Genomic DNA, 19529 nt, shown 5'->3' on the forward strand with positions numbered 1-19529 from the left:
TGTAAAGTGATTTTAGCAGGATGGAGACCCTTGTATGGAACACTACGATTGGAACGAAGGCTGGCTGTTCACGCCCCGGTTCGACCCGGCACTGGTGCGGCCGGAGTGCGGACTGGAACTGGAACCGGTGCGCATCCCCCACACTGTGCGGGTGCTGCCCTACAATTACTGCAACGAAAATGAATACCAGTACCTGTGCGGCTACCGGCGGGAGTTTTTTGCACCCAGAGAGTGGGCAGGCCGCACTGTTCTGCTCACCTTTGGTGCTGTTGCCCATGACGCGACCGTGTTCTGCAACGGGCGGCGGCTGTTCCACCACGCCTGCGGCTACACCGCCTTCACGGTAGATCTGACCAGCGCTTTGCATCTGGGTCAGAAAAACGTGGTGGCTGTGCGCTGCGACAGCCGCGAGGATCTGAACATTCCTCCCTTTGGCGGGCAGATCGATCACCTGACCTACGGCGGCATCTACCGTGCCGTCAGTCTGGACATCAAGGAGCCCGCTTACCTGCGGGATGTGTTCATCGAGGCAAAGGCCGAGGGCGATTTCCGCATCTATACCTCCACCGTGGGTGAGACGGTAGGCTGCACACTGCAGGCCGAGATCTGCAGCCCTTCCGGCAGCCGCGCCGCCTACAGCGGCGAGCTTTCCCTGCCCATCACCGGCGTGCTGAACGGTGTGCACCCGTGGAGCATCGAGCATCCCACCCTGTACACCCTCACCGTACAGCTGATCCGTCCCGGCTCTGCCGGTCTGCCGGACCGTGTGCTGGACGAAAAGACCATCCGCTTCGGTTTCCGCACCGTGCAGTTCGTGGCAGGCGGACTGTACCTGAACGGTCAGCGCGTGGAGCTGCGGGGCCTGAACCGCCACCAGAGCTACGCCTATCAGGGCTATGCCATGCCGGACAGCATCCAGCGGCTGGATGCTCAGATCCTGAAAAAAGACCTTGGCTGCAACGCAGTGCGCACCAGCCATTCCCCCCAGAGCCCTGCGTTTCTGGATGCCTGCGATGAGCTGGGCCTGCTGGTGTTCACCGAGATGCCCGGCTGGCGGTACATCGGCGACGAGAGCTGGAAGGCGCAGGCCTTGCAGAACTGCCGCGAAATGGTATGCCAGTGCCGCAACCACCCCAGCATCTTTTTGTGGGGTGCCCGTGTGAACGGCAGCGCCGACGACGAAGCGTTTTATAAGCGCACCAACGAGGCCATCCACCGGCTGGACCCCACCCGCCCCACGGCAGGCGCGCGGAACCACCGCAAGAGCCAGCTGCTGGAGGATGTTTACGCCTACAACGATTACTCTTACCGTGGGCGCGGTGCCGCCTGCGAAGCCCGCGCCGCGGTGACTTCCGACCCCCGCAAAGGCTACCTCATCAGCGAGTTCGGCGGGCAGCAGCTGCCCACCAAGCCCTTTGACGACGAGACCCACCGGCTGGTGCAGGCTCTGCGCTATGCCGCCGGGATCAACGATTCCATTGCGCAGCAGGGCGTGGCCGGCAGCTTTGGCTGGTGCATGGCCGATTACAACACCCACCGGGAATTTGGCAGCGGCGACCGCATCTGCTACCACGGTGTGATGGATATGTTCCGCAACCCGAAGCTTTCGGCGGCGGTATATGCAAGCCAGAAAACGCCGCGTTCCCCCTCGGACATCGTGCTGGAAGTCTCTTCCGGCATGGCACTGGGCGACCTGCCCGGCGGCGTTCCCACAGCCTGCTGGGTGTTCACCAACGCCGAAAGCGTGCGGCTGTACCGCGGCAACGACTACATTGCCGAGTTCACGCCTGACCGGCACGGCCGTTTTGCCGCCATGACGCATCCGCCCATTGAGATCAACGATTTTGTGGGTTCTTTGTTGGAAAAGTACGAGGGCATGGACCCGGCCTCCGCCCAGATGACAGCCGCTATCCTGAACGAGATGCGCCGGGATGCCATGGAGCTTTCGCCGCTTTCCAAGGCGCGGATGCTTTCGCTGCGGCTGAGCTGGAACGAGGTAGCCCGCATGTATTACAAATACATCGGCGTGCTGGGCACACCGTGCGCAGCCTACCGTTTTGAAGCCGTGTGGCATGGCCGCACCGTGCGCACCGTGGTGCGGGAACCGGTGCAGAGCGTCCGGCTGGAATGCACCGTGCACAACCCCATCCTCACTGACGGCCCCACCTGGGACTGCGCCGCTGTCAGCCTGCGCGCCATCGACCAGAACGGCAGCCTGCTGCCCTACTGCGGCGAAGCCGTTCAGCTGAGCGTGGACGGCCCGCTGAAGATCATTGGTCCCAGCGTGGTGCCGCTGCGCGGCGGCATGGCGGGCACCTACCTTGCCACCACCGGCGAAGCGGGCCGCGCCGTGCTGCACTGCCGCATGGAAGGTGCGCTGGATACCGATGCCGTGGTGACCATCCGTTGCCGGGAAGCTTAATTTCCGTCCCTTCATGATAGATTTGCACTCTGTTCAAAATTTCATCATGGTTGACTGGTATCCTAAGAACTGTAAAATAACGGCGGGCGCGCCCGCTTTGATTCCAAAACAAAGGATGCAGGAGTTATGAGAGAAAAATTCCGTCAGTTTATGATCGGCCGCTACGGTACCGATGGCCTGAACCAGTTTTTGAGCATCGCGTCCATCGTGCTGCTGCTGATCTCGCTGCTCACCCGCTTCAGCCTGTTCACATGGCTGGGTCTGGTGCTGCTGGTGCTGTGCTACTACCGCTCGCTCAGCCGCAACATTTCCAAGCGCACGGAGGAGAACTACCAGTACTATGCCCTGAAGGACCGCGTAGACCGTAAGTTCCGCGGTCTGAAGGATCAGTGGGCCAACCGCAAGCTCTACCACTACTACCGCTGCCCCAAGTGCCGCCAGAAGCTGCGTGTGCCCCGTGGCCGCGGCCGCATCCAGATCTCCTGCCCGCGCTGCGGCACCCAGTTCATCAAAAAGAGCTGAGCGGCCATGTTTGGTTATGTTGTGCCCAATCAGGCCGCGCTTTCGGACGAAGCACAAAAGCGATACCGCACCGCCTACTGCGGGCTGTGCCGCCGCATCGACGCACTGCACGGCCTGCGGGGCCGCTTTACGCTGAGCTATGACCTCACCTTCCTGAACCTGCTGCTGTGCAGCCTGTACGAGGGTGAGACCGAAGCTTCTTCCGGCCACGACCGGTGCCCCATCCACCCCTTGGGCGGTGTGGAATGGCGGGCGGCCTCCCCCACCGATTACTGTGCAGATCTGAGCGTAGCCTTGCACTACTACAACGCCGAGGATAAGTGGAAGGACGACCGCAGCCTGCTGGGCCTTGGATATGAAAAGCTGCTTACCGGCTGTAAGCAGGCTGCCGAGAGCCGCTGGCCCCGTCAGTGCAGCGCCATCCGCACCTGTCTGGACAGGCTGGCAGAATATGAAGCTGCCGGGAGCGAAGATCTGGATGCCGTGTCCGGCTGCTTTGGCGAGCTGATGGCAGAGCTGTTCGACTACCGGCAGGATCACTGGTCGCCGGAGCTGCGCAGCATCGGCTTCCATCTGGGCAAGTTCATCTACCTGCTGGATGCCTATGACGATCTGGAGCACGACCAGCGCAAGGGGGCCTACAATCCGCTGAAAGCACTCAGTCAGCAGCCCGGCTATGAGGAAGAAATGAAAGAGATCTTTGAGCTGCTGCTGGCGCAGTGTGCCCAGAGCTTTGAACGCCTGCCCTGCGTGGAGGACGCAGACCTGCTGCGCAACATCCTTTACTCCGGCGTATGGCTCAAATACAACTGCAAAACAGCCAAGCAGGCCCGCAGCCGTGGCTGAATGGCGGCTTTGTCTTGATTTTTCCACGGCAATACGGTAGACTATAAACATTGCGCGGCACTGTGGCTGCGCGAAATGAGACGTGAGGAAGTATATCCATGAGAGACCCCTATGAGGTGCTGGGCGTTTCGCGCGGCGCAAGCGATGACGAGATCAAAAAAGCATACCGCGCCAAGTGCAAGCGCTGGCACCCGGACCTGAACCCCAACGATCCTACCGCCGAGGAGCACTTCAAGGAAGTGCAGGCGGCTTACGATGCCATTACCAAGGGCGAGACCGGCCCCCAGATGGGCGGAAATCCCTACGGCAGCTACCAACAACAGGGTTACGGCCAGCAGAACTACCAGCAGCAGGGTTATCAGAACGGTTACGGCGGTTTTGACGGATTCGATGGCTTTGACCCGTTCGGTTTCGGGTTTGGCTTTGGCGGCTACCAGCAGGGTTACGGCCAGCAGGGCGCAAGCTATTCCGGCTCCGACAGCCCGGAGATGCAGGCCGCCCGCAACTTTGTGGCCAATGGCCGCTATGCGGAGGCCCGCCGCGTGCTGGACGGCATGACCGGCCGCAATGCCCGGTGGTATTATCTTTCCTCCCTCGCAAATCAGGGCTTGGGCAACCGCATCGATGCGCTGCAGGATGCCCGCCGTGCCGTGCAGCTGGACCCGGGCAACACCGAGTACCAGATGCACCTGCGCCGGATGCAGAACCCCGGCCAGACCTACCGCACCACACAGGCCACCTACACCAGCCCCGGCGGCCTGATGCAGTGGTGCTGGAGCATGATCCTGCTGAACCTGCTTTGCAACTGCTGCTGCGGCGGCTGGGGCTTCCGGTTCCGCATGTGATCCCGTTTTTCTCATAAGATACAGCAAGACCCCGCACCTTCTGGTGCGGGGTCTTGTTTTTGCTTTATGGCATCACTTTACGGTGATGTTGCGGCTGATCTTGCTGCAGGAGTAATTGCCGCCGATCTCTGCCGTCTGCACATAGGTGCCCGGCTCTGTGGGCAGCTCGCTGGTGGCATCACAGCCCCAGCCGGACTTCTTGTAGCTGTAGCGGATCTTATCGGTGGGCACCACCTGACCATCCACTTCCAGCACAGCCGCTTCATTGAAGCTTTGCAGCTCTTCGGCGGTCATGGGCTTTTCGGCCTGCTGTGCCCAGTACATGCGCACGCCGTTTGTCTTGGGCTTGATCTTGAACATGGCAAAGCCTGCGGTGTTCATATCGCTGCTTTCCAGCGCCAGTGCACCGGCCACATAGTTGCCGGCATCCACCGGCTGCTCGTCCAGATAAATGCGGCTGAACGCGCCCTCCGGCAGATACTTGCGGATCAGGTTCAGCGCAAGGCGCAGGCCGTTGGACACCTGATCGATGGTAGGCACATAGAAGTGCAGTACATCCATCACCGAGACGGCCTCATCGGCCACCCGCAGCAGCACGCTGACATCGTTGCCGTCGATCAGCTGCTTGAGGTAGCTGTACACATTGAACTCCTCTGCCTGATCCGGTGTCTTGGACATCTTCTTGGGCAGCGGGATCATCTTGAGCAGCGTGCGGATCTTATCCGACAGCACCAGCGTCACATAGCCATTCGCTTCGCCGCCAACGCCCACCACAACACCGATATACTGGGTATCGGCAGGGTTGGTCTGCACCTCCAGCTTGTAGTTGGAGCCATAAACAAGGTCGCCCGTGGCTTTGAGCCGGATGGAAACCATATCATTCTGCTGCTCCAGCGTTGCATTTTCCTGCGGCAGAGCTGCTGCGGCAAACACCGGCGTTGCTGCCGCGCTGAGCATGAACACTGCTGCCAGTGCAAGAGCTATCAATCGTTTGGCCTTCATTGCTTAAGACCTCCTTATTCTGTAAAGGGATCGCACAGCCGCGCCCCACGGCACACTGCGTCGGGAACCGGCATGATACCATGCCTGTTGCACCTCGATTTTACCGCAAAACGCTGTTTTGGTCAATAACGTGATTCAAGTAATTCAATTTTTTTATATTTTATGCAAAAAAGAGGAACCTGCCCTCTTCCAGTGGTTTCTCCCTCAAGTTCATTCATCAATAAAATATTCCGGGTGGACGCTGCGGGCCTGCGCCACCGACTGCTTATACCGGCTCAGGTGGCTTTCCAGCGCTTCGCTCACGTCGTCCGCGCTGCCGTGCAGCAGTGCTTCCAGAATTGCCGTGTGCGAGGAGCAGACCGACTTGTTTTCCTCGGTCTGCAGGCTGAACTTGCGGATGCGCTCCACATGCTGCAGGCTGGCCAGCATGTGGTCGTAGTGAGCTTCCATGCCGCACAACTCAAAGGATTTGCGGTGGAATGCATTATCCAGCTCCAGCATACGGGCAGTGCGGTCCGGCTGGCTCATATCCGCTTCCAGCACACGGTATGTCTCAATGTTGCTGCGGTATTCTTCCTCCTGCCGGGGTGTCACACGGCCGCGCAGCCGGTTCAGGATCTCTTTTTCCAGTGTATAGCGGGCAAACTGCTCCATCTCCATCAACTTCAGGTTGATGGGTGCCACATGGGTGCCGCTCTGCGGTTTGATGTCCACCATGCGGGCCAGATTGAGCATCAGCAAAGCCTCCCGCATGGGCGTGCGGCTGATGCCCAGCTCTTCGGCCAGCTCCCGGTCATTCAGCGGATCACCGGGCTTCAGCTCCATCGTGATGATCCGGCTGCGGATCGTCTGGTATGCCGTTTCGCGCGCACTCAGTAATGACATGTGGTCTCTCTCCCTTCAACCTCCGGTGTAAAGCAAAAATTGATATACTAGTATTGAAGTTATCAAGACCATATTACCCAACCACAGGGCGGCTGTCAAGTGTGGCTGCAACTAAAAATCGCCAACATTTTTCTCTGTTTTGTCAAGACAGGCCCCATGGCAGCACAAAAGCCCTCCGGGTGAAGGGCTTTTGCTGCGTTTACTTTTTAGCGGAACGGTACACCACCGGCACCCACACAAAGGCCACGGCCAGACCGCACACCACATCAATGATGGAGTGCTGCTTGGTGAACACGGTGGACGCACAGATCAGTGCAGCCCACACCCAGGCCAGAATTTTCAGGGCCGGGCGCTCCTTTGCCAGCTTGCTGTGGCTGAACGCCAGTGCCATGCAGGCCGAGCTTTGGCAATGGATGGACGGGCACACATTGACCGAGGCGTCCGCCCTCCAGATCAGCTGCATGATGCTCATTGCAATGTTGCTGCGGCCCACCGCATCCACTGTGGGGCGGATATCCAGACCGTTGGGCAGCAGCATGTACAGGATCAGGCAGAAGGTCATGCCGGAAAACATGGTCAGGCAGAGCTTATCGTAGCTTTGGGTGTCGCACCACCACAGCAGGGCCGTCACACCAGCCAGCAGCACAAACCAGCTGCAATACGGAAAGATGAACCACTCATTGAAGGGAATCCGGTCATCAAGCGGGGCGTGGATGATATATTTGGGATCTTTGATGGTCAGATCCAGCCAGAAGAACCAGATCAGATACACCACCCAGTACAGCTGGAACCACAGGTGCGGACGGCGCCGGCTCCACAATTGTTTGGGATTCATGGTATTTCTCCTATATTTTCAATGTGATAAGATATGATTATACCACATCACGCCATCTTGCGCAAACCTTTCCGGTGCGATAAAATAAAAAGAGTGTTGTAAACTTGCGCTCTGTTTTTGAGCGTACCTATTATAAAAGGAGTCATTATGTTGCAAAGCTTTCCCCTTGTCCGCCTTGCCGCGCTGGATCTGGACGGCACCCTGCTGAACCGGAACAACGAGGTCACCCTTGCCACCCGTCAAGCCATTGCCCGCGCTGTAGAGCATGGCGTGGTGGTGGTGCCCGCCACAGGCCGCCCACTGGCCAGTCTGCCGCCTGTTGTGGCAAAGCTGCCCGGCATCCGGTATGCCATCACCTCCAACGGTGCCGCCGTGTGGGACCTTGGCGATGACCCCATGGGTGCTGTGCACAGCCGCTATGCCAACGCTGCCCAACGCCACACCAGCGAACCCGCCTGCCTGCTGCACCGCCTGATGCCGACAGAAGTGGCACGGGAAGCTTTTGACCTGTTCCAGCAGTACGATGGCGAGCTGAGCGTATTCAGCGACGGCCTTGCCATCAAGACTCCGGAGGGCATTGCAAAGCTCACCTCCCGCACCGCCCACTTTCTCTCCTCCGAGGCGCGGCAGAACCTGACCGACGGCCGCTTTACCGTCATTCCCGGCATCGAGAGCTGGATGTCCCGCCATGCGCACGAGATTGAAAAACTGTGCATGTTCTTCGACAGCACCGAAAAGACCGCCGCTGCCCTGCCAAAGTTTCAGGCTATCCCGGGCGTGGCCGTGGTGCAGGGTTCGCCGGATAACATTGAAGTGACCGCTGCCGGTGTGGATAAGGGCAGTGCCCTGCTGGCTCTGGCCGACCTGCTGGGCATCCCCCACGAGAACACCCTTGCCGTGGGCGACAGCGAGAACGACCGCGCCATGCTGGAAAAGGCAGGGATCGCCGCTGTTATGGCCAACGGAATGCCCCAGATCAAGGCCATTGGCAGCATTGTGAGCGAAGCCGACTGCGACCACGACGGCGTTGCAGAGCTGTTCGGCAGGCTTGGTATTTGAGCAAACAGGGTCAAAACAGCCCCAATTTTCAGGTCATTCGTCATTTTTGTGCAATGTATACAAGCTATTATGCAAAACATTGTGCTTGTTGAGCATTTCCAAACTCATTTCCGTCGTTTATACTAATAATATGAGCGCACAGTGGGTGCACCATGCCCAAACGGCAGCCCACGCGCACCAAGAGAGTTCAAACTAAAAGGAGAAATGCATTTATGAATCCCATCGTAGAAAAGGTCTATCAGATCGGCATTATCCCTGTTATCGCTTTTAACAGCGTTGATGAAGCCCTGCCCCTGTGCAAGGCTCTGGCTGACGGCGGTCTGCCCGCAGCTGAGGTCACCTTCCGTACCGCATGCGCTGAGGAGTGCATCCGCAAGATCCACGAGGAGATGCCCGAGATGCTGCTGGGCGCAGGCACTGTCCTGACCACCGAGCAGGCTGACCGTGCAATGGCAGCTGGTGCTTCCTTCATCGTTGCTCCCGGCTTTGACCCCGAGGTCTGCAAGCACGTTATCGACAAGGGCGGCATCATGATGCCCGGCACCTGCTCTGCAGGCGAGATGCAGCAGGCTATGAACATGGGCTGCGAGGCCCTGAAGTTCTTCCCCGCTGAGGCAAACGGCGGTGTCGGCATGCTGAAGAACATCGGCGCTGCCCTGAAGAGCGCACGCTGGATGTGCACCGGCGGTGTCAACGCAAAGAACGTCAACGATTATCTGGGCTATGACCAGATCTTCGCTGTGGGCGGTACCTGGATGTGCAAGAGCGACGTGATCAAGGCTGGCGACTGGGCTAAGATCACCGCTCAGAGCAAGGAAGCTGTTGACACCATGCTGGGCCTGAAGCTGATGCACATTGGCATCAACACCGAGAACGAGGAAGAGGCCATGAAGTTGGCAAACCTCATCGGCAGCCTGCTGAACATGAAGGTCGCTCCCGGCAACTCCAGCATCTTTGTCGGCAACAAGGAGTTCGAGATCATGAAGAAGGTCGGCCGCGGCACCAATGGCCACATCGCCATCGGCTGCAACAACGTGGATCGTGCCATCTATCACCTGTCTCAGCGCGGCGCCAAGTTCGATCTGGACAGCAAGGTCGTGAAGAACGGCAAGACCATCGCCTGCTACTTTGCAGACGAGATCGGCGGCTTCGCATTCCACCTGGTTCAGGCCTGAGCTCCGGCTCCCCTATCCGTGAAAGCCCTGCTGCGCCGGGGATGCCCCGCAGCAGAAGGTCATAAACACCTGTAAATAAAAGGAGAATAACCAATGAAAGTCGTTACTTTTGGCGAACTGATGGTTCGTCTGCAGCCGTTCAACTACGAGCGTTTCGTTCAGGCTAACAGCCTGGAGTTCAGCTTCGGCGGCGGCGAGGCAAACGTTGCTGTTTCTCTGGCCAACTACGGTCTGGACGCAGCTTTCGTCACTAAGCTCCCCGCACACGCAATCGGTCAGGCCGCTGTCAACAGCCTGCGCCGTTACGGCGTTGACACCAGCATGATCACCCGCGGCGGCGATCGCGTTGGCATCTACTACAACGAGAAGGGTGCTTCTCAGCGTGGTTCCGTCTGCATCTACGACCGTGCCAACAGTGCCATCCAGCTGGCTCAGCCCTCCGACTTTGATTGGGATAAGATCTTCGAGGGCGTGGACTGGTTCCACTTCACCGGCATCACCCCGGCTCTGGGCGAGAATGTCGTCGAGATCTGCCGCGAGGCCTGCAAGGCTGCTAAGGCTCACGGCGTGAAGATCAGCTGCGACCTGAACTATCGCGGCAAGCTGTGGACCCGTGAGCAGGCCCGCGCTGCCATGACCGATCTGTGCCAGTATGTTGACGTGTGCATCTCCAACGAGGAGGACGCAAAGGACGTGTTCGGCATTGAGGCCGAGGCTACCGATATCTACGGCGGCAAGCTGAATGCTGAGGGCTACAAGAGCGTGGCTAAGCAGCTGGCTGACAAGTTCCACTTCGAGAAGGTCGCTATCACCCTGCGTGAGAGCCACAACGCTTCCGAGAACGGCTGGAGCGCAATGCTGTATGATGTTGCTTCCAATGAGTACTGCTTCTCCAAGAAGTACGAGCTGAAGATCATCGACCGCGTTGGCGGCGGTGACTCCTTCGGCGGCGGCCTGATCTACAGCCTGCTGACCGGCAAGACCACTCAGGAAGCTGTTGAGTTCGCTGTTGCTGCTTCTGCTCTGAAGCACTCCATCGAGGGCGACTACAACATGATGACCGTGTCCGAGGTCGAGAAGCTGGCTGGCGGCGACGGTTCCGGCCGTATCCAGCGCTAATTGCAGGAAGGAGTCCACAATGGATATCCGCTACTCCTGCAACCAGAAGGATTTCAAGCGCTATACCACTGAAGAAATGCGGGACGAAATGCTCATCACCGGCCTGTACAAGGCCGATGAGGTCGTTGCTGTGTACAGCCATGTGGACCGTATGGTCACGCTGGGCTGCATGCCGGTGCACGAGACCGTGTCCATCGACAAGGGCATCGATGTGTGGGCAAACTTCGGCACCCACTACTTTCTGGAGCGCCGCGAGATCGGCATGTTCAACATCGGCAAGGATTCCACCGGTATCGTGGTGGCCGACGGCGTGAAGTACGAGCTGGGCTACAAGGACTGCCTGTACATCACCAAGGGCACCAAGGAAGTCACCTTTGCTTCCGCCGACCCGGAGCATCCCGCCAAATTCTACATGGTATCCGCTCCCGCACATTGCTCTTACGAGACCCGCCTGATCAAGATGGCCGATGCAAATCACCGTCCTCTGGGCAGCGTCGAGACCTGCAATAAGCGCACCATCAATCAGTTCATCCACCCGGATGTGCTGAAGACCTGCCAGCTGAGCATGGGTATGACCGAACTGGAATCCGGTTCCAACTGGAACACGATGCCCAGCCACACCCACGAGCGGCGCATGGAAATTTATACCTACTTTGAACTGCCCGAGGGGCAGGTGGTGTTCCACATGTGCGGCGAGCCTACCCAGACCCGCCACATCGTGATGCACAACGAGGATGCTGTCATCAGCCCTTCTTGGAGCATTCACAGCGGCGTAGGCACCTCGAACTATACGTTTATCTGGGCAATGGGCGGCGAGAACATGGAGTTTGACGACATGGACAACATCGCTACCACTGACCTGCGCTAAAAAGCACCATACACAAGCCCCGTACCGGGTCCACCGGTACGGGGCTTTTTGCTAAAAATTTAACTTGAGAAGGAGAAAATCATGGATCTTTCCGCTTTCAACCTGCAGGGCAAGGTGGCTCTGATCACTGGCGGTGCCCACGGCATCGGTTTTTCCATCGCCGAAGGCATGGCCAAGTGCGGTGCCGCCATCTGCTTCAACTGCTCTTCCGAAGCAAGCCTTGAAAAGGGCCTTGCAGCATACAAGGCAGCCGGCATCGACGCACACGGCTATGTGGCCGACGTGTCCGATGAGGACGCTGTGAACGCCATGGTTGCAAAGATCAAGGCCGAGGTCGGCCCTGTGGACATTCTGGTAAACAATGCCGGCCTGATGAAGCGCGTGCCCATGATCGAGATGAGCCACGCCGACTTTATGCGGGTCATCGATGTGCATGTAGGCGGTGCCTTCAACTGCTCCAAGGCCGTTCTGCCGGACATGATGGAAAAGCGCGAGGGCAAGATCATCAACATCTGCTCCATGATGAGCGAACTGGGCCGCGAGACCGTCTCCGCCTACGCTGCCGCCAAGGGTGCACTGAAGATGCTCACCAAGAACATCGCTTCCGAGTACGGCGAGTACAACATCCAGTGCAACGGCATGGGCCCCGGCTACATTGCCACCGCCCAGACCGCACCTCTGCGGGAGGTGCAGCCGGACGGCAGCCGCCACCCTTTCGACCAGTTCATCACCGCCAAGACCCCCGCAGGCCGCTGGGGTGAGCCGGACGACATGGTGGGCCCCTGCGTGTTCCTTGCAAGCCACGCTTCCGACTTTGTGAACGGCCAGATCCTGTACGCCGACGGCGGCATTCTGGCTTACATCGGCCGCCAGCCCAAGTAAAGCCATTTGGGCACTGCGTCTTCTTCAACCTTCCGACCAGACAGCTCTGTGCAGGCCAAAGTCTGCATGGGGCTGTTTTTTACAAAGCGGCAAGCGGCCTTTCCTACAAAACTTTGCTTCATGTCAGCTCATGTTAAAATGTTCCAATTTCATGTCAAATTGGTAACAATTCCTGTTTCATCGTTCAAAATGCACATAGGCGTCTTGATTTTTTGTCGAAATTCCCGTATAATCGTCTTCATCATCCATCACACCCTGTTGGTTGATCTGAATACGAAGAAATTTCAAAGGAGTATATTTCACATGAAACTCAAGAACATTGCGATCGTTGCTGCCGCTGCAGCACTGGCTGTTGGCATGACCGCCTGCGGTTCTTCTGCATCCTCCACCGCCGCTTCCTCTTCTGTAGCTTCTTCTGCTGCCGCTTCTTCCGAGGCTGCAAGCTCTGAGGCTGCAGCCAGCGAAGCAGCTGAGCCCACCACCGCTGAGTACACCGTGTACAACACCACCGGTTCTACCGTCACCGAGCTGTACCTGTACGATGCAGGCAGCGACGAGAAGGGCGACAATCTGGCCGGCGAGAACGGTCTGGCTGACGGTGAGAACATCGTCATCACCCGCGATGTGGAGGCCGACAAGCAGTCCGACGTGACCTACATTCTGGAGTTCACCACCGAGGACGGCCAGACCCAGAGCTTTGAGACCCTGCACTACGAGGTCGCTCCCATCTCCCTGCTGAGTGTGGATGCCGCTGCAGGTGCTACCCCCATCGCTTTTGCTGCACCGGAAAAGTAAAAACTGTTTCATCCTTGCAAAACGGGAAAGTCTGCGGGCTTTCCCGTTTTATTTTTTGCCAAAAGAGGGCTGAGGCTGTCATTTTCCCTTGCAATCACGCCAAAAATCCGCTATCATAGACGCAAATACGTTCCCTTGCGGCATAAAGGGAGTAAAGGAGTGGATTTTCTTATGGCAGAAAAAGAGATCAAGGGCATCAAAAAGTTTTTTGAAGAATTCAAGGCCTTCGCCATGCGCGGCAACGTGCTGGATATGGCAGTCGGTGTTGTGATCGGCGGTGCCTTCACCTCGATCGTCAACTCACTGGTGAACGACATCATCAACCCTGCCATCGGCCTGTTCTTTAACGCCGATTTCTCGGACGTCGGCATCCATGTGGGTGACGTGATGATCGGCATTGGTTCCTTCATCAATGCCATCATCAACTTCCTGATCGTGGCCTTTGTGCTGTTTGTGGTCATCAAGACCATCAACGCCCTGCACAAGAAGCCCGCAGAGCCTGCTGCACCGGCAGCCCCCACCACCAAGGTGTGCCCCTACTGCCAGAGCGAGATCTCCATCAAGGCAGTGCGCTGCCCCCACTGCACCAGCAAGCTGGAGGGCTTCCCGGAGATCAACAATTAAATTTTGAATGGCCTCCGCTTTGCTCTGGCCATATTCAGCGGAATCATTTTCTAAATTACAAATCGGGAAAGTCTGCGGACTTTCCCGATTTGTTTTTTCACCCGCGGAGCCGCAAAGGCAAACAGCATAATCAACGCAAAACCTCCCTGCCCGGCCGCAGTCGCTGCGGTTCCAGAACGGGGAGGTTTTATTTTATCCGGGAAAAATGTGGAAAATCAGTCTGGTGAAGCTTTACTTGACCTTGGTCAGGTCGGCCAGCTTGTGGAAGATCTCGGTGTTGTCGAACACGCCGCCGAACTTCTCCGCACCCACGCCGTTGGCGTAGACGTTCACCATGGCACCGGTGTGGGCGTAGGTGGTATGATCCATGCCGGACTTGTGGTTGATGGTATGGCAGATTGCCATGCTGAAGGGGATATAGGTACCGTACAGCTCATAGTCCTGCTGAGACATGTCCTTCTGGCTGGCAGAGCCGACCTTCAGGGTGCGCTCGTAGGCGGTGCGCAGGTTCTGCACCTCGTAGTCGGTCAGCAGCAGCTTGCCGGCGTTGGCGGCATCCGGGTCGGTGGGCAGGGTCAGGCCGAAGTTTGCCTTCACATCCTGCATGGCAGCTTCAAAAGGAGTCTTGTTGGCGATGTAGTTCTGCACATAGGTAGAATCAAACTTTGCGTAGGACATCTTCTGGTGGGTCAGGTTCGTCAGGAAGGTGTCGTAGTTGGTGGTCTTGTAGCCGATGGCCATGCCGCCGGTCTCGTGGTCGGCGGTGACGAGGATCAGGGTCTCGTTGGGGTGCTTCTGCTGGAACTCCACGGCAGCCTGCACGGCGTTGCTCATCTCCAGCACATCGTGGATGGAAGCAGCAGCATCGTTTGCATGGCAGGCCCAGTCGATCTTACCGCTCTCGGTCATCAGGAAGAAACCCTTGGGGTTATCCAGCAGCTCGATGCCCTTTTTCACGTAGTCGGTCAGCTGCCACTCGCCTGCAGCAGCGTCCATGGCGTAGTTCATGGCCTTGCCGTCTGCCAGATTTTCGGCAATGATCAGGGTCTTGCCTGCGCCTGCGGTCAGGGCGGCAGCGCCTGCCTGCGTGGTGACCACATTGTATCCGGCCTGAGCAGCCACCTCGTGGTTGTTGGGGCCGGTGCCGTCGCCGTTCACCTTCTGGAACTCGCCGCCGGCAAAGTATTCAAAGCCGGAGTTTGCCAGTTCTACACCGATCTGGTAGTAGTTCTTGCGGGTCTTCTGATGAGCGTAGAAGGCGGCGGGAGTGGCGTGGTCGATATTGACCGAGGAGATGACGCCCACCTTGTAGCCCTTCTGGGCGTGCAGCTTTTCGGCAATGGTCTCATAGGGCACATCGCGGGTCCACGGGCACATATTGATGACACCGCTCTCGGTCTTGTGGCCAGTGGCGATGGAGGTTGCGGTGGAAGCGGAGTCCGGGCAGAAAGAAGTGCTGTCGTAGGTGGTCACGCTGCCCACGGTGGGGAAGCTGGTGAAGCTCAGGTCGGCCTCGGTCACAGCGCCGTTGTTGTCCACGGTGCCCTTGTAGAAGCGGGCAGACTGGATCTGGGCAGTGCCCATGCCGTCACCGATGAACAGGAAGATGTACTTGGGTTTCTGGAACAGGCCCAGCAGGCAGTTCTCCTCGTCGGCTGCGGCATCCGCATCCGGCTGTGCTGCGTTTGCGGCAACGGGTGCAGCAGCCATCATGCCGACGGCAGAAGCAGCTGCGCCAAACTTGAGAAAGCTGCGGCGGGAGATCTTGTTTTCTTTCATGACGTGATCCTCTCTTTTCATTCAATCAAACATTGCGGGCCTGCCTCAGGCCCCGTTTTTCTTCTTGTGGGAACGCTTTTATTGTAGCGCACCGCCTTGCGGGGAAAAACCATGCCGCCGCAAAGCTTTGGTAAAACCGGTGCGGCTGCATCCGCGCCAACGTAAAAAGCCGGAAAGGGATGTAAAATCCTGCTCAAGTGCCACCACTTTTTCCACAAACGTCTCTGCAAGGGTTGAAAGATGATGGCATTTCATTGTACAATAAGAGAGTAAGTGCTTTTTTACCTTTATATAAATTGAGAGGATTTTATATGGCAGAGATCAAAGTTCTGGCACTGGATCTGGATGGCACCCTGACCAACAGCCAGAAGGAAGTTACACCCCGCACCCGCGCCGCACTGGATGCCGCAATTGCAAAGGGTGTCACCATCGTGCTGGCATCCGGCCGTCCCACCGCGGGCGTGCTGCCGCTGGCAAAGGAACTGGGGCTGGATAAAAAGGGCGGCTGCATCCTTTCTTACAACGGCAGCAAGATCATCGACTGCCGCACCGGCGAGACTTTGTACCAGAAACAGCTGGATGCCCAGTACGTACCCGAGCTGTGCGCCTTTGCCGCCGCACAGAACGTGACCATTATCACCTATAATAAAGAGGGCGTTGTCACCGAGCACCCGGATGACAAGTGGGCACTGCGCGAGTGCTTTACCTGCAAGCTGCCCATGACCGGCGTGGACGATCTGGCAAAGTATGTGGATTACCCCATCTGCAAAATGCTCATCACGCTGGACCCCGCCCGCCGGGACGAGGTGTGGGCCGCCGGCAAAAAACAGTTTGACGGCCGCATCGACCTGTACCCCTCCAGCCCGTTCTTTATTGAAGCCGTGCCGCTGGGCGTTGCCAAGGACGGCAGCCTTGCCGCCCTTTTGGAGCACATGGGCCTTGGCCGCGAAAACCTGATGGCCTGCGGCGACGGCCTGAACGACCGCTCCATGATCGAGTACGCCGGTGTGGGCGTGGCCATGCAGAACGCCGAAGAGCCGGTAAAGGCCGTAGCCGACTATGTGACTGCCGCCGACAACGACCACGACGGTGTGGCCGAGGCCGTGGAGAAGTTTATTTTAAAGTAACGAGAGGAACACAAAACAATGCCGCGCAATCTGGTTTTATTTGATCTGGAATGGAATATCGGCTACCAGCCGTATACCTTTAATTACCATGGCGTGCAGCAGACCTTCCGGGGCGAGATCGTGGAGATCGGTGCCGTGAAGATCGACGAGGATGCCAACGTGCTGGACACCTTTTCCATCCATCTGCGGCCCCGCATCTTCCGTAAGCTGCAGCATCACATTGCTAAAGTCACCGGCCTGACGCAGGCCGATCTGGACAAGGGTGAGCCCATCGTGCAGGGCCTGCGCCGCTTTATGCAGTGGTGCGGCCCGGATGCCGAATTTGCCGAGTGGGGCATGGATGACGTACCGGTGCTCAAGCAGAACCTGTACCTGTGCAACATCGACGAATCAAAGCCCACCGTCTGGTACGACCTGCAGCAGGTGTTCCTGCGGGAGCATCCCCGCAAAGAGGGCGAGGGCATGACGCTGGAAAGCGTCGTCACCCGCTTAGGGCTGCCCATGGAGCGGCAGTTCCACGATGCCCTTTCCGACACGCTGTACACCGCCGATGTCTGCCGGATGCTCGACCTGCGGGCCGGTCTTGCGGCCTACCCCACTGAGGAGGAATCCCTGCGGGCCAGCCTGTGCCCCACCCCCGGCGACTACCGGGATTTTGAGGTCTTCCGCGGCTATGTGGAGCAGTACACCTGGCGCACCGACCCCAAAATTTACACCATGAGCTGCCCGGAGTGCGGCGCACCGCTCAAGCCCGATGATGTATGGTTGAAAAAGGGCAGCAACAGCTGGTATACCCTGAGCCAGTGCCCCCACTGCGCCGGCAGCAGCAATGCCGCAGGCAAGGGTGTGTTCCAGCGCTACAAGCTGGCCCGCCGCGACGGCCTGCACTGGAGCTATGCCCGCTGTCTCCAGATCCCGGACGACGCTTCTCTTGCCCGGTGGGAAAAGCAGCGCACCGCCCAGCTGGAGCGCATGAAGGCCCGCGCAGAAAAGCAGGCTGCGGAGTAAAACAGCACCGGCAGCTTCGTAGTATCCCAAGGAGGCTGTGCACAGGGCAAAAAAAATGTCGCTTTGTGTTCATGCTTGTGTCATACAATATGGATATACTACGGATAGAGGAACCTGCGGATGGGAAAGCGCAGGCGGAAGGGATGGATGTGCACAATGAACTTTTGGCTGAGCCAGCTGGGAACGCTGGAGTTCTGGGAAACTCTGCTGGACAGTTTTGGCAACCTTGGCCCCATTGCCCCCATCACGCTGGCCATGGTGGAGTCGTTTTTTCCGCCGCTTCCGCTCATTGCCATTGTGGCGCTGAATGTAGCGGCTCACGGCGGCATTCTGGGTTTTCTGTACAGCTGGGCCGGTGTGGCGCTGGGTGGCAGCATCATGTTCCTGTTCTGGCGGCGGGTGGTCAAGTGCTTCTTCTGGAAGTTTGCCTCCCGCTCGCCCAAGCTGGAAAAGGCTCAGCAGTGGGTGAACCGCTTTGACACTTCGTCGCTGTTCATGCTCGCGCTGCTGCCCTTCGCGCCAAGCTCCTTTATGCATCTGGCCTTTGGCATCTCGGACTTTGACGAAAAGCGCTATCTCATTACCATGCTGCTGGGCAAAGGCGTGATGATTGCCATGATGGCAGTGTTTGGGCAGTCGCTGGTCAGTTCCATGAAGAACCCGTTGTATCTGGTGCTGGCCGTTCTGCTGTGGGGCGGGATGTACTGGGTGAGCAAACAGTTCTGCAAAAAACACAATCTGGAATAATAATTTAGAATGCCCTCCGCTTCGCTCTGGGCATATTTAGCGGAAAAATATTTTTATAATAGGGCAACAGCAGACAGCCTGCAGGCTGTCTGCTGTTGCATTTTCACAGGAATGGCCCAAAAGGTAAACTCCACCTGTTGCGCTTATTTCCTTCGGAAATGACCGCGCAACCGGAAAATATGCCGCTTGCAACTACGGCCCCTTCCGTGAAAAAGCAAACCAGCCAAGCCCGCAGGCTTGGCTGGTTTGCAATATAAAAAATAATATTTCATTATTTTATGCCCAGAGCAAAGCGGAGGGCATTTAAAATCGTTTCCTTCCCCTTGACATTCACTTTGACTGCTGTATAATATGTATGCTATCAAACAGTTTTATTTGAAACTGTTCAATGCCAAAACAACCATGAAGGACAAAACCATGATGTGTGACGAAACCAAAAACGAGTGCTGCAATCACGCCGATCCCCCTTGGGAAGGCCCACAGGTCATCCCGGCGCAGATCCGCCGGGTGGACAACCTGATCTTCCGCAAGATCAACCAGTTTGCCCGCGAAAATGACGTGGAGCAGGCCACCCCCATGCACGGGTGGATCATTGGGTATCTCTACCGCCACCGGGACACCCCCGTGTTCCAGCGGGACATTGAGCGGGAGTTCTCTATCACCCGCTCCACCGTGACCAACATCCTGCAGTTGATGGAGCGCAAGGGGTATATTGAGCGGCGCAGCGTGCCGCAGGACGCCCGGCTCAAGCAGCTGGTGCTCACCGAAGAGGGCATCTGCTTCCACGAAAAGACGATGCTCTGCTTCCACCAGACCGACGACTATGTGGCTGGGCTGCTGACAGCGGAGGAAAATACCGAGCTGCTGCGGCTGCTGAACAAGCTGCGGGATGCACTGCAGTGATGCAAAAGGGCGGTGTGCCGGTAGCTTTCTCCTCAGACACGAATCGGGCCATTCCATCGCCCGCCCTATTGCCCTTCGGGCAACAG

20 protein-coding genes are annotated in these 19529 nt (G+C 57.8%); 15 read left to right on the forward strand and 5 right to left on the reverse strand.

Going from position 1 to position 19529, the window contains the following annotated elements:
• The first annotated feature begins 34 nt into the window (after positions 1 to 34).
• The 4 genes from QZL71_RS07105 (at position 35) to QZL71_RS07120 (ending at position 4635) form a co-directional block, all read left to right on the forward strand.
• Positions 35 to 2422, forward strand: a complete 2388-nt coding sequence (locus tag QZL71_RS07105) for a glycoside hydrolase family 2 protein (RefSeq protein ID WP_294648366.1) — start codon at positions 35 to 37, stop codon at positions 2420 to 2422.
• A gap of 126 nt (positions 2423 to 2548) precedes the next feature.
• Entirely contained in the window at positions 2549 to 2944 is a 396-nt protein-coding gene (locus QZL71_RS07110; protein ID WP_005944061.1) for a hypothetical protein, read from the forward strand.
• A 6-nt stretch (positions 2945 to 2950) separates the two neighbouring features.
• Entirely contained in the window at positions 2951 to 3790 is an 840-nt protein-coding gene (locus QZL71_RS07115) for a DUF5685 family protein (RefSeq protein WP_097777430.1), read from the forward strand.
• Positions 3791 to 3888: 98 nt separating this feature from the next.
• On the forward strand, positions 3889 to 4635 hold the full coding sequence (locus QZL71_RS07120) for a J domain-containing protein (protein WP_005944056.1): 747 nt from the start codon (positions 3889 to 3891) through the stop codon (positions 4633 to 4635).
• Between the two features lie 72 nt (positions 4636 to 4707).
• On the opposite strand, the gene QZL71_RS07125 is transcribed toward QZL71_RS07120, so the two are convergent.
• The 3 genes from QZL71_RS07125 to QZL71_RS07135 all read right to left on the reverse strand — a co-directional run bounded on the left by QZL71_RS07125 (position 4708) and on the right by QZL71_RS07135 (position 7357).
• Positions 4708 to 5637, reverse strand: a complete 930-nt coding sequence (locus tag QZL71_RS07125; RefSeq protein WP_294648367.1) for a hypothetical protein — start codon at positions 5635 to 5637, stop codon at positions 4708 to 4710.
• A gap of 210 nt (positions 5638 to 5847) precedes the next feature.
• Positions 5848 to 6522 (reverse strand): GntR family transcriptional regulator, encoded by a 675-nt coding sequence (locus tag QZL71_RS07130; protein ID WP_294648368.1) that lies wholly within the window; start codon positions 6520 to 6522, stop codon positions 5848 to 5850.
• A gap of 199 nt (positions 6523 to 6721) precedes the next feature.
• Positions 6722 to 7357 (reverse strand): phosphatase PAP2 family protein, encoded by a 636-nt coding sequence (locus QZL71_RS07135; RefSeq protein WP_005944050.1) that lies wholly within the window; start codon positions 7355 to 7357, stop codon positions 6722 to 6724.
• Between the two features lie 147 nt (positions 7358 to 7504).
• On the opposite strand from QZL71_RS07135, the gene QZL71_RS07140 reads away from it, so the two are divergent.
• From QZL71_RS07140 to mscL, 7 genes are all read left to right on the forward strand, one after another.
• Positions 7505 to 8416 carry an HAD-IIB family hydrolase gene (locus tag QZL71_RS07140; protein WP_097774331.1) on the forward strand — a complete coding sequence of 304 codons (912 nt, stop codon included), beginning with the start codon at positions 7505 to 7507 and terminating at the stop codon, positions 8414 to 8416.
• A gap of 212 nt (positions 8417 to 8628) precedes the next feature.
• On the forward strand, positions 8629 to 9591 hold the full coding sequence (gene eda / locus QZL71_RS07145) for a bifunctional 4-hydroxy-2-oxoglutarate aldolase/2-dehydro-3-deoxy-phosphogluconate aldolase (protein WP_154260708.1): 963 nt from the start codon (positions 8629 to 8631) through the stop codon (positions 9589 to 9591).
• Positions 9592 to 9684: 93 nt separating this feature from the next.
• A complete protein-coding gene (locus QZL71_RS07150) occupies positions 9685 to 10710 on the forward strand; it encodes a sugar kinase (RefSeq protein ID WP_005944043.1) in 1026 nt (341 codons plus the stop codon).
• A gap of 19 nt (positions 10711 to 10729) precedes the next feature.
• Positions 10730 to 11578, forward strand: a complete 849-nt coding sequence (kduI, locus tag QZL71_RS07155) for a 5-dehydro-4-deoxy-D-glucuronate isomerase (protein ID WP_005944042.1) — start codon at positions 10730 to 10732, stop codon at positions 11576 to 11578.
• A gap of 81 nt (positions 11579 to 11659) precedes the next feature.
• Positions 11660 to 12460 carry a gluconate 5-dehydrogenase gene (locus QZL71_RS07160; RefSeq protein WP_097774328.1) on the forward strand — a complete coding sequence of 267 codons (801 nt, stop codon included), beginning with the start codon at positions 11660 to 11662 and terminating at the stop codon, positions 12458 to 12460.
• 303 nt (positions 12461 to 12763) lie between these two features.
• Positions 12764 to 13255 carry a cytochrome C gene (locus QZL71_RS07165; protein WP_294648369.1) on the forward strand — a complete coding sequence of 164 codons (492 nt, stop codon included), beginning with the start codon at positions 12764 to 12766 and terminating at the stop codon, positions 13253 to 13255.
• A 171-nt stretch (positions 13256 to 13426) separates the two neighbouring features.
• On the forward strand, positions 13427 to 13879 hold the full coding sequence (mscL, locus tag QZL71_RS07170) for a large conductance mechanosensitive channel protein MscL (protein WP_294648370.1): 453 nt from the start codon (positions 13427 to 13429) through the stop codon (positions 13877 to 13879).
• A 231-nt stretch (positions 13880 to 14110) separates the two neighbouring features.
• On the opposite strand, the gene QZL71_RS07175 is transcribed toward mscL, so the two are convergent.
• Together QZL71_RS07175 and QZL71_RS07180 are read right to left on the reverse strand one after the other, a co-directional pair.
• Positions 14111 to 15658: an alkaline phosphatase gene (locus tag QZL71_RS07175; protein ID WP_294648371.1), complete on the reverse strand. Its 1548-nt coding sequence runs from the start codon at positions 15656 to 15658 to the stop codon at positions 14111 to 14113.
• Between the two features lie 78 nt (positions 15659 to 15736).
• Entirely contained in the window at positions 15737 to 15874 is a 138-nt protein-coding gene (locus tag QZL71_RS07180; protein WP_154255525.1) for a hypothetical protein, read from the reverse strand.
• 95 nt (positions 15875 to 15969) lie between these two features.
• Here QZL71_RS07180 and QZL71_RS07185 point away from each other — a divergent pair, with 95 nt between their 5' ends.
• The 4 genes from QZL71_RS07185 (at position 15970) to QZL71_RS07200 (ending at position 19443) form a co-directional block, all read left to right on the forward strand.
• On the forward strand, positions 15970 to 16785 hold the full coding sequence (locus QZL71_RS07185) for a Cof-type HAD-IIB family hydrolase (protein ID WP_097774324.1): 816 nt from the start codon (positions 15970 to 15972) through the stop codon (positions 16783 to 16785).
• 18 nt (positions 16786 to 16803) lie between these two features.
• The gene (locus QZL71_RS07190; RefSeq protein ID WP_120020727.1) at positions 16804 to 17793 is read left to right on the forward strand and encodes a 3'-5' exonuclease; all 990 of its coding nucleotides are present in this window, start codon (positions 16804 to 16806) and stop codon (positions 17791 to 17793) included.
• Positions 17794 to 17949: 156 nt separating this feature from the next.
• The gene (locus tag QZL71_RS07195; RefSeq protein WP_294648372.1) at positions 17950 to 18540 is read left to right on the forward strand and encodes a TVP38/TMEM64 family protein; all 591 of its coding nucleotides are present in this window, start codon (positions 17950 to 17952) and stop codon (positions 18538 to 18540) included.
• Between the two features lie 417 nt (positions 18541 to 18957).
• Positions 18958 to 19443, forward strand: coding sequence for a MarR family winged helix-turn-helix transcriptional regulator (locus tag QZL71_RS07200; protein ID WP_223388226.1), 486 nt, complete (start codon positions 18958 to 18960; stop codon positions 19441 to 19443).
• The last annotated feature ends 86 nt before the right edge of the window (positions 19444 to 19529 follow it).

The organism is uncultured Faecalibacterium sp. (assembly GCF_900066275.1).
GTDB classification, from domain to species: Bacteria; Bacillota; Clostridia; order Oscillospirales; family Ruminococcaceae; genus Faecalibacterium; species Faecalibacterium taiwanense.